This window comes from Desmospora activa DSM 45169, from assembly GCF_003046315.1.
GTDB lineage: Bacteria > Bacillota > Bacilli > Thermoactinomycetales > DSM-45169 > Desmospora > Desmospora activa.
The window spans coordinates 409,087-424,178 of record NZ_PZZP01000002.1 but is presented as its reverse complement, the minus strand read 5'-3'; the positions used below and the strand labels follow the sequence as shown (position 1 = coordinate 424,178).

13 protein-coding genes are annotated in these 15,092 nt (G+C 50.1%); 7 read left to right on the top strand and 6 right to left on the bottom strand.

Annotation, left to right across the window (positions count from 1 at the left end):
• The first annotated feature begins 179 nt into the window (after window positions 1–179).
• Window positions 180–3,359, top strand: a complete 3,180-nt coding sequence (locus tag C8J48_RS15305) for an efflux RND transporter permease subunit (protein ID WP_107728111.1) — start codon at window positions 180–182, stop codon at window positions 3,357–3,359.
• Between the two features lie 289 nt (window positions 3,360–3,648).
• Window positions 3,649–3,792 (top strand): hypothetical protein, encoded by a 144-nt coding sequence (locus tag C8J48_RS18840; protein WP_170105593.1) that lies wholly within the window; start codon window positions 3,649–3,651, stop codon window positions 3,790–3,792.
• A gap of 89 nt (window positions 3,793–3,881) precedes the next feature.
• Here C8J48_RS18840 and C8J48_RS15300 read toward each other — a convergent pair whose 3' ends face one another.
• The 4 genes from C8J48_RS15300 to C8J48_RS15285 form a co-directional block, all read right to left on the bottom strand.
• A complete protein-coding gene (locus tag C8J48_RS15300; protein ID WP_107728110.1) occupies window positions 3,882–4,289 on the bottom strand; it encodes a type II toxin-antitoxin system death-on-curing family toxin in 408 nt (135 codons plus the stop codon).
• The gene (locus C8J48_RS15295) at window positions 4,286–4,564 is read right to left on the bottom strand and encodes an AbrB/MazE/SpoVT family DNA-binding domain-containing protein (RefSeq protein WP_107728109.1); all 279 of its coding nucleotides are present in this window, start codon (window positions 4,562–4,564) and stop codon (window positions 4,286–4,288) included. The genes C8J48_RS15300 and C8J48_RS15295 overlap by 4 nt, the downstream gene beginning before the upstream one ends.
• A 217-nt stretch (window positions 4,565–4,781) precedes the next feature.
• Window positions 4,782–5,849, bottom strand: a complete 1,068-nt coding sequence (locus tag C8J48_RS15290; protein ID WP_281261228.1) for a Cfr family 23S rRNA (adenine(2503)-C(8))-methyltransferase — start codon at window positions 5,847–5,849, stop codon at window positions 4,782–4,784.
• 353 nt (window positions 5,850–6,202) lie between these two features.
• On the bottom strand, window positions 6,203–6,838 hold the full coding sequence (locus C8J48_RS15285) for a hypothetical protein (protein ID WP_107728107.1): 636 nt from the start codon (window positions 6,836–6,838) through the stop codon (window positions 6,203–6,205).
• Window positions 6,839–7,378: 540 nt separating this feature from the next.
• Between C8J48_RS15285 and C8J48_RS15280 the strand changes: the two genes are divergently transcribed.
• Window positions 7,379–9,118, top strand: coding sequence for an ABC transporter ATP-binding protein (locus tag C8J48_RS15280; RefSeq protein ID WP_107728106.1), 1,740 nt, complete (start codon window positions 7,379–7,381; stop codon window positions 9,116–9,118).
• 359 nt (window positions 9,119–9,477) lie between these two features.
• Here C8J48_RS15280 and C8J48_RS15275 read toward each other — a convergent pair whose 3' ends face one another.
• Together C8J48_RS15275 and C8J48_RS18835 are read right to left on the bottom strand one after the other, a co-directional pair.
• Window positions 9,478–9,963 (bottom strand): VOC family protein, encoded by a 486-nt coding sequence (locus tag C8J48_RS15275; protein ID WP_107728105.1) that lies wholly within the window; start codon window positions 9,961–9,963, stop codon window positions 9,478–9,480.
• A gap of 49 nt (window positions 9,964–10,012) precedes the next feature.
• Window positions 10,013–10,150: a hypothetical protein gene (locus tag C8J48_RS18835; RefSeq protein ID WP_170105591.1), complete on the bottom strand. Its 138-nt coding sequence runs from the start codon at window positions 10,148–10,150 to the stop codon at window positions 10,013–10,015.
• Window positions 10,151–10,362: 212 nt separating this feature from the next.
• Between C8J48_RS18835 and C8J48_RS15270 the strand changes: the two genes are divergently transcribed.
• The 4 genes from C8J48_RS15270 (at window position 10,363) to C8J48_RS15255 (ending at window position 15,041) form a co-directional block, all read left to right on the top strand.
• Window positions 10,363–11,541: an acetyl-CoA C-acetyltransferase gene (locus tag C8J48_RS15270; protein WP_107728104.1), complete on the top strand. Its 1,179-nt coding sequence runs from the start codon at window positions 10,363–10,365 to the stop codon at window positions 11,539–11,541.
• A 24-nt stretch (window positions 11,542–11,565) separates the two neighbouring features.
• Window positions 11,566–12,420: a 3-hydroxybutyryl-CoA dehydrogenase gene (locus tag C8J48_RS15265; protein WP_107728266.1), complete on the top strand. Its 855-nt coding sequence runs from the start codon at window positions 11,566–11,568 to the stop codon at window positions 12,418–12,420.
• Between the two features lie 95 nt (window positions 12,421–12,515).
• Window positions 12,516–13,661 (top strand): acyl-CoA dehydrogenase, encoded by a 1,146-nt coding sequence (locus tag C8J48_RS15260; RefSeq protein ID WP_107728103.1) that lies wholly within the window; start codon window positions 12,516–12,518, stop codon window positions 13,659–13,661.
• A 210-nt stretch (window positions 13,662–13,871) separates the two neighbouring features.
• Window positions 13,872–15,041 (top strand): acyl-CoA dehydrogenase, encoded by a 1,170-nt coding sequence (locus C8J48_RS15255; protein WP_107728102.1) that lies wholly within the window; start codon window positions 13,872–13,874, stop codon window positions 15,039–15,041.
• The last annotated feature ends 51 nt before the right edge of the window (window positions 15,042–15,092 follow it).

The following is a 15,092-nucleotide window of genomic DNA, read 5'->3' as shown; positions in this document are numbered from 1 at the left end:
CATCAGAGTAAGAAGGAAATCCAATCCGATTTCTTTTGAACCTTCCAGTTAGCAGTGATTATTGGTTTATCGATCAATGACTGACTGGTCATACCGGGAACATGACTACTTGGTCAATTCTATTATCCACCAGTTATCCTTTTTCATCAACCCTAACAAAAAAAGGAGTGAGAAGAAAGGTGAAAAGCATTATCCGATTTTCGCTCAACAATAAATTCGCCCTGTGGCTGTTAACTTTGATAGTGGCAGCAGCGGGTCTTTATGCGGGGATGACGATGAAGCTGGAGATGATCCCCAATATTACCGCTCCTCAGCTGATGGTCCAGACCAGCTATCCGGGTGCATCCCCCGATGAAGTGGCGGAAAATGTGACCAAGCCGATTGAGCAGCGGGTACAAAACATGGCGGGAGTGGATATGGTCACTTCCACATCCATGCAAAATGTCTCGTCTGTTCAGATTGGGTACAATTTTGATAAGGATATGAAAGAGGCGGAAGACGAATTAAAAGAGACGTTGGCGAAGCTGAATCTGCCGGAAGGGGTACACGATCCGGAAACGTCCCGTCTCAGTCTCAATGAATTTCCGATTCTCGCTTTCAGTATGACGAGCGACCAACTCTCTCCACAAGCGTTGACGGAGAAAGTGGAAAATGAAGTGGTACCCGCCTTGGAAGGGGTGGACGGGGTCGCTTCCGTCGATGTTGCCGGTCAGCAAGTAGTAGAGGGTCAACTGAAGTACAAACCGGATCAATTGAAGAAATACGGATTGGATGAAAATACAGTTAATGATCTCATCCGGGCTTCTGCCGGTAATTATCCCTTGGGACTATATACCTTTGGTGATTCTGAGAAGTTGATGGAAATCAATGGGGAGATTCATTCCCTGAAAGAGTTAAAAGAACTGGAGATTCCCGCTGTCGGTCAAGGTGCGGGAGCGACGGGGTCTGCTCCGATGCAAGGGGCACCGGGATCGGGAGGAGCTTCTCCCGAACAGGGAGCGCCCACCGCGGGATCTGCAATGCAGGGAGCCCCCGCTGATGCAGCGATGGCCGCGCAAGCGGGTATCCCCACAGTGAAACTGAAGCAGATTGCGGATATTGAGGAAGTACAGCAAGCGGAGTCGATTAACCTCACCAACGGCAAGGAGTCGATCGGGGTGCAAGTGGTCAAAGCCCCTGATGCCAATACGGTGGAAGTGGTTAACGGTATCAACCAGGAGCTGGACAAACTGAAAGGGGAGATTGACGGCCTAAATGTGTTTACCGCATTTGATCAGGGTAAACCGATCGAGGATTCGGTAGACACTATGCTGAACAAGGCGTTGATTGGATCGCTGTTTGCCTTCCTGGTGATTCTATTGTTCCTGCGTAATTTCCGCACCACACTGATTGCGGTGGTCTCCATTCCGCTCTCGCTGGTGATGGCGTTGTTGGCATTAAAACAGATGGATATCACCTTAAACGTGATGACACTGGGCGCCATGACAGTGGCGATCGGGCGGGTGGTGGATGACTCCATCGTCGTCATAGAAAACATCTACCGCCGGATGAAGACCAAAGGCGAGGCGCTGCGCGGAAAGGAACTGGTGCTGGCGGCGACACGGGAGATGTTTGTTCCGATCCTGTCTTCCACTTTGGTGACCGTGGCCGTCTTTGTTCCCCTGGGGTTGGTGAAAGGGCCGGTAGGAGAACTGTTTTTACCCTTTGCCCTCACCGTTGCGTTTGCATTGCTCGCCTCCCTGGTAGTGGCGGTCACAGTGGTGCCGGTGATGACCCACTCCCTCTTTCGTAAAGGGTTGGAGCAAGTGAATCTATCCGAAAGCGAGAAAGAAGAGACCGGGCGGCTGGCGAGAGGGTATCGTCGCCTGCTGAATGCCTCCCTTAACCATAAATGGATCTCCGCCGGTGTAGCACTGATTCTGCTGGTGGGCAGCCTGTTCCTGGTACCTTTGATCGGGGTCAGTTTCCTGCCGGGTGATGAAGAAAAAGTGATGTATGTCACCTTTGATCCGGCGCCGGGGCAAACAGAAGAAAATATTATCAACATCGCCGAAGATGCCAACAATTTCCTGCAAAAGCGCGATGGGGTCGAGATGGTGCAAACGACCATTGGCGGAGGAAATCCGATGAACTTCGGCGGAAGTGACCAAGCCCTCTTCTTTGTTCGCTACGATGAAGATTATGAAGGATTTTCACAAGAGAGCGACCAGGTGATAAAAGAACTGGAAAAACGGGAGGACCCGGGTACCTGGGGCTCCCTTGATATGGGGGCTTCCGCTGGTAGCAACCAACTGGAACTGCATGTGTACGGAAACGATCTCGATCAGATCCGTCCCGTGGTTGATGATGTGATGAAGGCGGCGGAAAAGACCGGTGAAGTGGACAATGTTGATTCCAGCCTCGCGGAAGCGTATGAACAGTATACGCTGGTTCCCGACAGAGAAGCATTGGCCCAGCATGGACTGACACCGGCTCAGTTGATGGGCGAATTGGGGCGGATAGGGGAACGCCCCGTCCTGACGACGATCAAACAGGACGGCAAAGATGTGATGGTCTATCTGGAAACGGATCAAATCTCCTATCAAGACAAAGCGGATTTAGAGAAAAAGAAAATCAGCACCCCCATGGGACAGCAAGTGGCCTTGGACCAATTGGTGAAGGTGGAAGAAGGCGAGTCCCCTGATACGGTAACACGGCGGGACGGTAAGCTGAGCGCTTCGGTCACCATGGATATCAAAGGAGACGATGTGTCCAGCGCGACTCGTGCGCTGCAACAAGAAGTGGACAACTTGGATCTTCCCGCTGGGGTAACCGTGGAGTTTGGCGGGGTGAGCGAGCAGATTACGGAAGGCTTCACCCAGCTGGGGCTGGCGATGTTGGCGGCAATCGCCATCGTCTATCTGGTGTTGGTGATCACCTTCGGTGGCGGCCGTGCGCCTTTTGCCATCCTGTTCTCGCTTCCCTTCACCGTGATCGGCGCTTTGGCGGCTCTCTGGATCGCCGGGGAAACGATTAGCATCTCCGCTATGATCGGCGCCTTGATGCTGATCGGGATTGTCGTCACCAATGCGATTGTGCTGATCGACCGGGTGATTCACATGGAAAATGAAGGGCTCTCCACCCGGGATGCCTTGCTGGAGGCGGCAGGTACGCGCTTGCGTCCGATTCTGATGACGGCGATCGCCACCATTGGCGCCCTTCTGCCCCTAGCCTTCGGCTTGGAAGGCGGCGGCTTAATCTCCAAGGGCTTAGGTGTCACCGTGATCGGGGGACTAACCAGCTCTACTCTGCTGACACTGATCATTGTGCCGTTGGTATATGAGGTATTGATGAAAAAACGGAAAAGCAAAAAGGCTTGATGGTTGCTACTAGCCGGATAAAGTGATTGGTTAAAACGAATGGACTTTGTTCGGCGGGAGCTTTAAACAGTGAGGATATGATTACTAAGAGTAAAAGGACTGGAGAAAACAATCACTCTCCAGTCCTTTTTCGTACAATTTATTTCAAACGGCTAGGTATTCCCATCTCTCTTTCGGGTAGGGCATAGCGATTAAAGGGGTGAGGCAGAGCCGAAATCACTTGGGCACGATTGAAAATCCCTGTGATCGGATATGCTGACAACGAAAGATTGTGTTGGGAGGAAACCATATGGAACATCAACATAACGACAAGAAAAGAAACGACAAACAGGGCCGTTTGGTCAATGACGCGGAATCCTTGCGGAGTATTCGCGCGGAGGACTTACGGGACACGGAAGAAAATAGACGGCTGTTTGACCGAACCGAGGAATAACTTTTTAGAGAAGCCGCCTGCCGTTCTCCATTATGAGGAGGATGGCTTTTTATTTTATTCGAGCATGGGAAGGAGAGTGGGAGGGTCCCCTAGAAAGACGATTTCACTATATCCTCAATGAATTTACCTATCTCTTTTGCTCCATTATCACCCTTAAACCGATCCTCAGTTGTAAAGGCAACCATCATATCCACCACATCATTGTTAGACATCTTCAACGGATAACCATTTCTTTTGAGGAATAGCCATAGGCAGGCAAAAGCGGTTCTCTTGTTCCCGTTGTTAAAAACATGATCTTGAATAATGGACTGGGTAAGTGCCCCAGCCTTATCCCATATGGTGGGGAAGAGTTCTTGTCCCAAATACTCTGCCTGGGGCCTTAAAATAGCTGATTTTAACCTTTCAGGATACACCCCAGCCTGGTCTATGTCATCAAACTCTTCCATGACTTTGATGTGGGCGGCAAGTATCTCGTTAAGTGTTAGGTATTTGATCATTTGTCCTTCAATTTCTCCAGGGCTTCACCATACTCGTCAATCAGCTCATCCAAGTCCCTTAACAACTGAGGGTCAACCCCTAACCTTTGGATTGGCCTGGAAGTAATAACCCCTGTTTTGGGATCGGCAGTTATTTCATACTCATCACCTGATTTTACCCCTAACTTATCTACAATCCCTTTAGGGATGCCTAATCCGAGGCTATTTCCCATCCTTCCTGCCTTTCTGTACCCTTTTAGAGCCATTTTCTTAGTCACCATTTCTTTTTTCCCCATTCTGTACATCCTGTACTGTAATAATTTCAGTAATTACAAAAGATAGGGGATTGTGTCCCCGGATTGTGGATGAAGGTTTATCGTAGCTACCTTTTTTGAAGGGTATCGAATTAACGTACAGTTCCTAACATCAGGTCTGTTTTAAAATCCCCCGATCTATCAATAGAAAGGGGGATTTTTGACTTCATCATTCAATTACGCAGCCAATTGAAACACTCTATTTTTCCTCCACCTCTTTCGGCTTTCCACGAATATAGTACTGCCCGTACAGTTGACCACAGGCCGCGTCGATGTCCACTCCGAAGGATTGTCTGACGGTGACGTTGAGGCCTGCTTCCTTCAATCGCTCGTAAAAGGAGTCTAGCTCTCGTTTTTGCGGGCGATTGTATGCTTCCGGGGTTCCGACAGCGGGATTGTAGCGGATCAGGTTGACTTGATACAGATAATCCCAAGAGCCGCGCCCCTGCAGCAGTGAAATCAGCGCCTCGGCGTGATCAGGGGTGTCGTTGACACCAGGAAGCATCACATAGGCGATGTAAACTTTGCGCCGATGTTTTTGAATGTGTTCATCCAGCAGCGCCAATGCTTGCTGTAGCGGGTACTTACGATTAATCGGCATCAATTCGCTCCGTTGCTCGTCAAAGGGAGAGTGGAGGGAAAAAGTGATATTTACCTGTGGAAACTCCTGTGACAAGCGGCGCATCTGAGGGATAATCCCAATCGTGGAAACCGTAATCCGGCGCGGGCTCAGGTTAAACAGCTGCGGGTCGGTCAGCGTTTTTAAGGCGACAAAGGTTTGCGGGTTGGCAAGCGCCTCACCCATTCCCATAAAGGAAATGCTGTCGATGGGATGCTTGTGCAAATAAAAATACAAGATTTGATCGGTGATCTCATCTGCGCTTAAATTTCGCTTCATCCCGATCGTTCCAGTGGCGCAAAATTTGCAACCAAATCCGCAGCCGCACTGAGAGGAAATACAATACGACTCCCAACCGGCGCGATAGATCATGCGCACGGTTTCGATTTTATTGTGGTCAGGCAGTTCAAACAGCACCTTGTCCGCTTGAGCGGATGAGAGGCGGGTGACCGGCTTTAGACTCAATATCGATTCACCGAAGGCTTGTTGCAACTGCTTGCGCAAGGAGAGTGGGAGCGCCTTCATTCGCTCAAATCGATCGATCCTTTCCTTGAATACCGCTTGTAGGATTTGCTTGAAGCGGTAGGGTGACCATCCCTTCTCAACGATAAATGTTTTTAGCTGATCAAATTTTGGTTCCATCTCAATTCCTCCTCGGAGTATGGGCCATCAGACAGCGATGATCCGGCAGACTCCATGAGAAATCGATTTTTTCCACATAAAAAGACGCCGGATCACCGGCGTCGCTCACATGAAACAAGCCGAAAGGATCGGACTTGTACCATGTAAAAAAGGCGCCGGACATACCGGTGCCTTTGCTCACTCCATTTGTGTTGTACCATATCAAGAGAGGGCGATTTTAAGAAGAGTTCCGGTATGTTTTCGCTATGAAGTTCATGATTGGTTCATATGCGAAAACATTTATTACCACTCTTCACAGCCTCCTCTCGTTGGATGTAGCCATTGTACATAAATTTTTGTTGAAATGCAAATATAACTTCTTATTTAGCTGCTTTACCTTCGCTGGATCCATCGATATTGACATGAGTTGTGCCTTCAATTTTAACTCTTGTCGGTTTCTCTTTTTTGCTACTTTGAAGCAAGTTATAAGGGATTAGAACGATTGAAGTCCCAAGAACCAACATCGAGGGGATGCCAATAAAAAAGACGTTGAATTGAAATATGGTGGTAAGTTGATGGGTAAGAGGAAGGCCGATGGTGGTGATCCATTCCAGCACGATCTCCTCAAAGCCGAAAAAGTATAGGAGGGCGAGTATATACCACATCCAAAAAAAGCCGACGAATGTTCGTCCGATCGATTTGGTAAACCACAAATAACCGGGGATATAGTTGTGAACGTTAAATTTGGAAAAGACTTCACTGATAATCCAAGCAACCGTACAGATAAGCGTTAATATGTAGCCCAAGATTCCATATCCGGTAAAGAGAAGCAAAAGGAGATACAGTATGGTGGAGAAGGAATCTGCAAAGTCGCTGACAAGGTTATTTAACATCGCGGATAGTTGTGGTTCAAGCTTACTTGCAAAATAAAGGGCGATAATCAAGACGCTAGCATTTGTCGGCTTTCTTACCTTGTGGAAAAACCGAGTAAGGTTTTGTTGACTATATACAGCCATTCATGTCCCCCTTCCTGTAGGAATAATTTTATGCTATTTCGAAGATGAAAGTGTGTCAATATGTTAAAACAAGAGGGAGCAATCTTTGCGCAATACAGGCTGTCAACCAAAATGAAATCACTTACACAAACATTTTGTTCACATCTAGATAAAACCGTTTATAATGAAAGTATTAAACGAATGAGGAGGCAATTTCCATGGAAAACATGACAAACCAGACCGTCCAAACATATAAGGGTGGAATGCCTTCCTGATGCCCTGTTAGTGTTTGTCGGTGGGGAGTAAATTTTCACCTTCGCTCCATGCACTCCAAAGCACAAGTCTCGCCTTGGTCGCTCGCTTCCCAGGTCTCGCTTTGCACTCCAAAGCACAAGTCTCGCCTTGGTCGCTTCGCTTCCCAGGTCTCGCTTTGCATGGTCGGAGTTGCACAGAAGGAAATCCATCCCTCCCTAAATACCGTCCAGGCTGGATAGGGCATGAAATGGTAACGGTGTACCCCTTATATGTGTTTTTTTGAACAACACAATAAAGGGGTCTATCATGAGCTTTCCAATAAAAAAATTTCTTTCTTATTATAAGCCGTATTTGGGTTTGTTTCTTTCCGTATTGGCGTGTGCGATGATCACGTCTGCGGTGACACTGGTGTTTCCGTTACTCGTTCGGTATATAACCAAGGATGTTTTGGAAGGGGACTTGTCCACTGCGCTAAGTGAAGTGTATTGGGTCGGTGGGCTGATGCTTGTTTTAGTCGCCATCCAAAATATCGGCAACTATTTTGTTGACTACAAAGGGCATGAAATTGGGGCCCGTATGGAAAGTGATCTGCGGCACGAGTTGTTTACCCACATACAGACGCTGTCTTTCAGCTTTTATGATCAAGCAAAAACCGGTCAGCTCATGTCACGCATTACCAACGATTTGTTGCTGCTGTCAGAGTTGTACCATCATGGTCCGGAAGATTATATCAAATATCTGGTCCGCTTTATCGGAGCGTTTGTGATACTCTTCTATATTAACGCACCGTTGACGATTGCCGTATTCTGCTTTTTGCCGTTCTTAGGTGCCTTTGCGCTGTATTTCAATAAGCGTTTGAACTGGGCATTCAGAAGAAACAAAGAGCGCATCGGGGATGTCAACGCCCAGGTAGAAGACAGCCTAGCAGGGATCCGCGTCGTCAAATCATTTGCCAATGAGCGTATCGAAATCGAAAAATTTCAACGCGCCAATCAGCGCTTTCTCGATAGCCGCAAAAAGACGTATCAGGCAGAAGCGTATTTCTACAATGGTGTGGAAACGTTTATCCAACTGATTACGGTTACAGTAATCATCTTCGGCAGTGCCCATATCGTCAACAACACGTTGGATTTAGCGGACTTGATCACGTTTATGCTGTATATCAACTTTATGATTGAGCCGATTCAACGATTGACGCATATGAGTACACAGCTGCAAGAAGGGATCACCGGCTTTCAGCGCTTTATGGAAATGATGAATCGAAAACCGTCCATTAAAAACAAACCCAATGCCGTGACTCTATCTGAAGTACGCGGTGAAATCGAGTTGAAGGGCGTTTCCTTCCGTTACGAAGATCATTTGCCCCCTGTGTTGACCAACATCTCGCTTCATGTACAGTCGGGCGAGTATGTTGCGCTCGTCGGTCCGTCGGGTGCGGGAAAAACGACGTTATGCTCGCTCATTCCCCGCTTCTATGATGTAACGGATGGGGAAGTGCGCTTTGACGGGATCGACGTTCGTGATATCGACCTTGCATCCTTGCGGAATCACATCGGTACGGTACAGCAAGATGTGTATCTATTCGCCGGAACGGTGATGGAAAATATTCGCTACGGAAATCCGACGGCAAGCGACGAAGAAATTGTCGCGGCGGCGATCCATGCCAATGCCCATGACTTTATTATGAGCTTGCCACAGGGCTATCACTCCGAGATCGGCCAACGAGGGGTAAAACTGTCTGGGGGTCAAAAGCAGCGACTCAGTATCGCGCGCGTATTTTTAAAAAATCCGCCGGTTCTTATTTTGGATGAGGCGACCAGTGCACTTGACAACGAGAGTGAAAGCATCATCAAGGAATCACTGGAATCCTTGGCGAAAGGACGGACCACCCTTGTGATTGCTCACCGCTTGTCTACGATCCGCAATGCGGGGCGAATCATCGTACTGACGAAAGACGGTATTGTGGAACAAGGTACCCATGATGCGTTACTTGCACGGGGTGGGGCGTATGCACAGCTGTATTCCAAGCAGTTTGAGCTGGTTTGACCACTCCTCTACGTACGCAGGAGTTTATTGGTTCATTTCCGGTGGCATCGCTTGACTAAGTGAATTCCATCGGAACCGCGGTTCAAGCAGAGTCTCGTTGCTATGTCTTAGGCTGGAATGACAGTTTGGTTTTCGCATTTTATTTGATGCTCGCTTTCAGCCCCATCGCTAAAACTAGGGTGTTTCCCGCTTGTAAAGAATTTAACTGACGTATATAAGCGGCTCTCTCCCCTTGATATAGGGAGAGAGCCGCTCTTTTGTGTCGATGACCTGGAGGAGACCGATGTTATGAAGCAACTGTAGCTGTCATTGATAAGGGAGCCATCTTCTTCACAGCAGCCTCGTGCATGCGGACGCAATCATCCCTTGTCCGCTATCCGCTGTTGCCACTCGGAATAACTCATGGCTGGCCAATCGGGGCGTGGTTGCTCTGGAAGGAAGGATAACAGCTCTAACACATGGCCGTCGGGATCGGGAAAATAGACGGAAACGATGGGCATCCAGGGGTGGACCGAACCTTCCTCTGTCTCGTTGCCGAAGAAATCGGTTATTTGCAAACCATCTTCTTTTAACCGCTGTACAGTCTCATGAAATTGTGGCAGAGGAAGTTGAAACGCCAGGTGTTGGCGTATGATCTGGCTGGTATCCGGCCCACTAGAATCAGGACCATTACCTGCACTTCCTTGTTGCCACAACCCCAACATCGACTGGTGCTCAGGGTCCAACCAGTAAAATAGAATGTTGTTCCCCGTATCATAACCCAATGTAAATCCCAGTTTTTTTTCATAAAAATCAGTTGATCTCTTAAGGTCGGACACGACTAGGTGTTGTTCAACTAGCTGCATGAAACTCACCCCTTCTTAGTAAGTTTGTAGCTTTAAAGCTAATCTTCCATCAGCCAAAGTTGATCATACATTGGTAGAGCGGTCGGAAGAGGATATTCGTCTGTTCCGCCGCAAATATCCCTTCCATCATTTTGATAACCAGACCTAAGCTGACGTTTTTAGATTGAACCTGTTTAAGAAGCTGCATCACTTAACCTCACCTTTATTGTAGTGGGGAGGGTATCTATTTTCCCCGGTCATTGGTCGGGGATTTGCCTCAGACGATCGTCGCACTCCTTTTTGCAAAAACGATTGTCAACTGACAAAAAACGAAGTAATCTAAATGTTGAAGGCGTTTTCATTTGGGATAAAACCGAACGAGCGCTCAGTTGGAATCCCAATTATGCGGAGGTGCATGTAATGACGGAGACGGTGGTTTTGGGAGGGGCTCGCACCCCTTTTGCCAAATTTGGAGGGACGTTAAAGGATGTGCCGGCAGTAGAGTTAGGCGGAATCGCCATTCGTGGAGCCTTGGAGAAAGCAGGTGTGCCTGCCGATCAAGTGGAGCATGTCGTGATGGGGATGGTGCTGCAAGGAGGAGCGGGTCAGGTACCGGCACGGCAGGCGGCACGGCGAGCGGGTCTTTCCTGGGAAGTAGGAGCGGAGACGATCAACAAGGTATGTGCCTCCGGCTTGCGCAGCGCCACTTTGGCGGACCAGATCATTCGTGCACATGATGGTGAAGTGATTGTAGCCGGAGGGATGGAGAGCATGTCCAATGCTCCCTACATTTTGCCCGGCGGCCGCTGGGGACAGCGGATGGGTGACGGGAAAATGGTGGATTTGATGATTCACGACGGGTTGTGGTGTGCCTTTGATGGGGTGCATATGGTGGTGCACGGCAGCAATGTGGCTGCGGAATACGGTGTCTCCCGGGAAGCGCAGGATCGGTGGGCGTTGCGTAGCCATGAGCGAGCTATTACAGCGATCGAAGCGGGCAGGATAGCGGAAGAGGTTGTACCAGTGACGGTAAAAATGCGCAAAAAAGAAACAGTAGTAGAAGTTGATGAGGCGCCGCGCAAGGATACCGCTTATGAGAAGTTGCAGGGGTTAAAGCCGGTTTTCGTCCAGGATGGCACCATTACCGCAGGGAATGCACCGGGTGTCAATGATGGCGCCAGTGCGTTGGTACTCGCTTCTGTGAACAAGGCACAGGAATTGGGTGTAGAGCCGATAGCCCGCATCGTTGGACATACGGCGGTGGCGATGGAGGCACGCTATTTTCCCATTACTCCGGCGTATGCAGTGAAAAAATTATTGCAGCGTCATGGGTTGGAATTATCCCAAATCGACTTATTTGAAGTGAATGAAGCGTTTGCCGCCGTTGCCCTGGCTAACGGAAACATCCTCGGGTGGGATGAGGAAAAAGTAAACGTCAACGGCGGAGCGATCGCTTTTGGCCACCCCATTGGTGCAAGCGGATCCCGCATCTTGCTGACCTTGATTCAGGAGTTGCGCCGTCGCGGTGGTGGCTTAGGCGTCGCCGCCATCTGTAGCGGAGCGGCTCAAGGAGATGCGGTGTTGGTGCGGGTGGATTGAGCATTTTGAAGGAGGGAGCGTATGATGAGCATTCAACAGATGACGGTGATCGGTGCCGGTCAGATGGGAGCGGGCATTGCGCAAGTGGCGGCTCAGGCGGGATTAAGCGTGCGGTTGCACGATTTGTCGGAAAAGCAGGTTGAACAGGGAATCGCTGTGATCGCCAATAACCTAGCCCGCCAGGTGGAAAAAGGCCGCATGGAAGAGCGAGAGTGGGCAGCGGTTTTGGAGCGACTACAAGGGGAGGTAGATCTGGAAAAGGCGGCGGGACAGGCGGATATCGTGGTGGAGGCGGTTGTGGAGAATCTAGCGGTTAAAACGGATCTTTTCCGTCGACTGGATGCGATCTGCCCTGCTCATGCGATTTTGGCCAGTAACACCTCTTCGCTGCCGATCACCGAGATCGCTGCTGTCACCAAACGGCCAGAGCATGTGATTGGGATGCATTTTATGAATCCGGTTCCGGTGATGAAACTGGTAGAAGTGATTCGGGGGCTAGCTACCTCGGAAGCGGTGTTTCAGGCGGTGGAGGCACTGGCGCGGGATTTGGGCAAAACCCCGGTAGAGGTGAATGATTTTCCCGGTTTTATCTCCAACCGCATTCTGATGCCCATGATCAATGAGGCGATCTACGCTTTATATGAGGGGGTCGCCGACAAGGAAGCGATTGATGAAGTGATGAAGCTGGGCATGAATCACCCGATGGGCCCCCTTACCTTGGCGGACTTTATTGGGTTGGATACTTGTCTCTTTATCATGGAGACGTTGCATGAAGGATTTGGGGATTCCAAATACCGCCCCTGCCCCTTGTTGCGCAAATATGTAAAAGCAGGCTGGCTGGGACGGAAAACGGGTCGGGGTTTTTATACCTACGAGTAAGCTGGTTGCTAAAGATGGAGTCTATCTGCTTGCCCGCTCAGTACCCCAATTTCTACACACTGAAGCGCAAACAGCTGCGAGGGAGGGATTACAACATGAATTTGCGGTTCAACCAAGAACAGGACATGATGCGTAAAACGGTGCGGGAGTTTGCCCGAAAGGAGATTCTTCCGCTGGTACAGGAGATGGATGAAACGGACCGCTTTCCCCGGGAATTGGTGGCCAAGATGGGGGAGTTGGGGTTGATGGGGATTCCCGTGCCGGAGAAATGGGGCGGGGCTGGTTTTGATTATACTTCCTACATTTTGGCCTTGGAGGAATTATCCCAGGTGAGCGCCACTGTGGGTGTAATTTTGGCGGTTCACACCTCTGTGGCGACCCTTCCGATTTTGCACCACGGCACCCCAGAACAAAAGCAAAAATATGTCTCCAAGCTGGCGACGGGGGAATATTTGGGCGCTTTCGCTTTGACAGAGGCCCATGCGGGTTCCGATACAAGTAACATCCGTACCCGCGCCAGTAAACATGGGGACTGTTATATCCTGAATGGAAGTAAAATGTTTATCACTAATGCCGGTGAAGCGGATATTTATGTCACGTTTGCTGTAACCGATCCAGACAAGGGCAGCAAAGGAATTACCGCCTTTATTGTTGAGAAAGGGACCCCCGGATTTTCCATTGGCAAAAAAGAGAAGAAGATGGGTCTCCATGGCTCTAACACTTGTGAAGTCATCTTTGAACAAGTGGAAGTGCCGATGGAAAACCGACTGGGAGAGGAAGGGGAAGGGATTGCGATCGCCTTATCCAACCTGGCCGGGGGCCGCATCGGCATTGCCGCGCAAGCGGTGGGTATTGCGATCGCTGCACTGGAGGCAGCTCAATCCTATGCAGGGGAGCGGTACCAATTTGGCCAACCGTTGGCCGCACAGCAAGCGATTCAGTTTAAATTGGCCGATATGGCCACCGCCGTCGAAGCGGCCCACCTGCTAATCTATCGAGCGGCAGAATTGTATCAGCAGGGGTGCGACTGCAAACGGGAAGCAGCCATGGCTAAACTATTTGCCTCCGATACCGCTGTACGTGTAACGACAGAAGCGATCCAGGTGTTTGGCGGTTATGGGTACACCCGCGACTATCCGGTGGAGCGCTTCTTTCGCGATGCTAAGATCACCCAGATATATGAGGGAACTAACGAAATACAGCGCATTGTGATCGCGAAGGAATTGTTGCAGGGATCGTAGGGAGGGATGGGTTTCCTTCTGTACGCCCCTGTGTGCAAAGCGAGACCTAGGAGCGAAGCGAGTAAGGCGAGACTTGTGCTGTGAAGTGCAAAGCGAGACCGACATTCGAGTACAGGCAAGAACGGGGTGGAGGGACGCAGACCAAGGGATTAGTTACTCCACCATCCCAGCCAGTTGGTCTGACATGCCTTAGAGAAGGAAGTGAACGCCATGCAATTTCAGTTGAGTGAAGAGCATCGGATGATGCGGAAAATGGTGCGGGAGTTTGCGCGGAATGAGGTTGCTCCCACCGCGGCACAACGGGATGAAGAGGAGCGGTTTGACCGTTCCATCTTTGATCAGATGGGGCAATTGGGGTTGACCGGAATCCCGTGGCCGGAGGAGGAAGGGGGTGTCGGCTTCGATTATCTCAGTTATGTGATCGCGGTGGAGGAGTTGTCGCGAGTATGTGCCTCCACCGGCGTTACCCTGTCGGCCCACATTTCCCTGGCTAGTTGGCCCTTGCATAAATTTGGCACGCCGGAACAAAAAGAGCGCTTTTTAAATCCGCTGGCCGAAGGCGTCAAATTGGGCGCCTATGGTTTGACGGAGCCCGGCTCCGGTTCTGATGCTGCCGGGATGAAGACGACGGCGGTGCGGGACGGAAATCACTATATTCTCAACGGCAACAAAATTTTTATCACCAATGGAGGGGACGCCGAGATCTATCTCGTCTTTGCCGTTACCGCTCCCGAGGAGAAGCATCACGGTATTACTGCCTTTATCGTGGAGAAGGATACCCCTGGCTTTTCCATCGGGAAAAAGGAGAAAAAGCTAGGCATCCGCTCCTCACCGACGACGGAGATCATTTTTGACGATTGCCGCATTCCGGTGGAAAACCGGTTGGGAGACGAAGGGCAAGGGTTTAAGATTGCGATGATGACACTGGACGGGGGCAGAAACGGCATTGCCGCTCAGGCTGTCGGCATTGCCCAGGGGGCATTGGATGCCGCTTTGGATTATGCCAAGGAGCGGAAGCAGTTTGGTAAGCCAATTGCACAATTGCAGGCGATTCAGTTTAAATTGGCGGATATGGCTACCCAGATTGAAGCGGCCCGTCTGTTGACGTATCAGGCGGCTTGGCTGGAGAGTGAAGGGTTGCCATACGGCAAGGCGTCTGCAATGGCAAAGCTGTATGCCGGTGATATCGCGATGCAGGTGACGACAGAGGCGGTACAGATATTCGGGGGATACGGCTATACCCGCGAATATCCGGTAGAGCGGATGATGCGCGACGCCAAGATCACCCAGATTTATGAAGGAACCAATGAGATACAGCGCATTGTAATCGCCAATTACCTCTTAAAGGAGTCGGGAATCCCCGTCGCGGTGAAAAAGTGAGTAGTTTTGGTACCGGTGGGGTACAAGAAGCGACATCAGAGACAGGCAGAC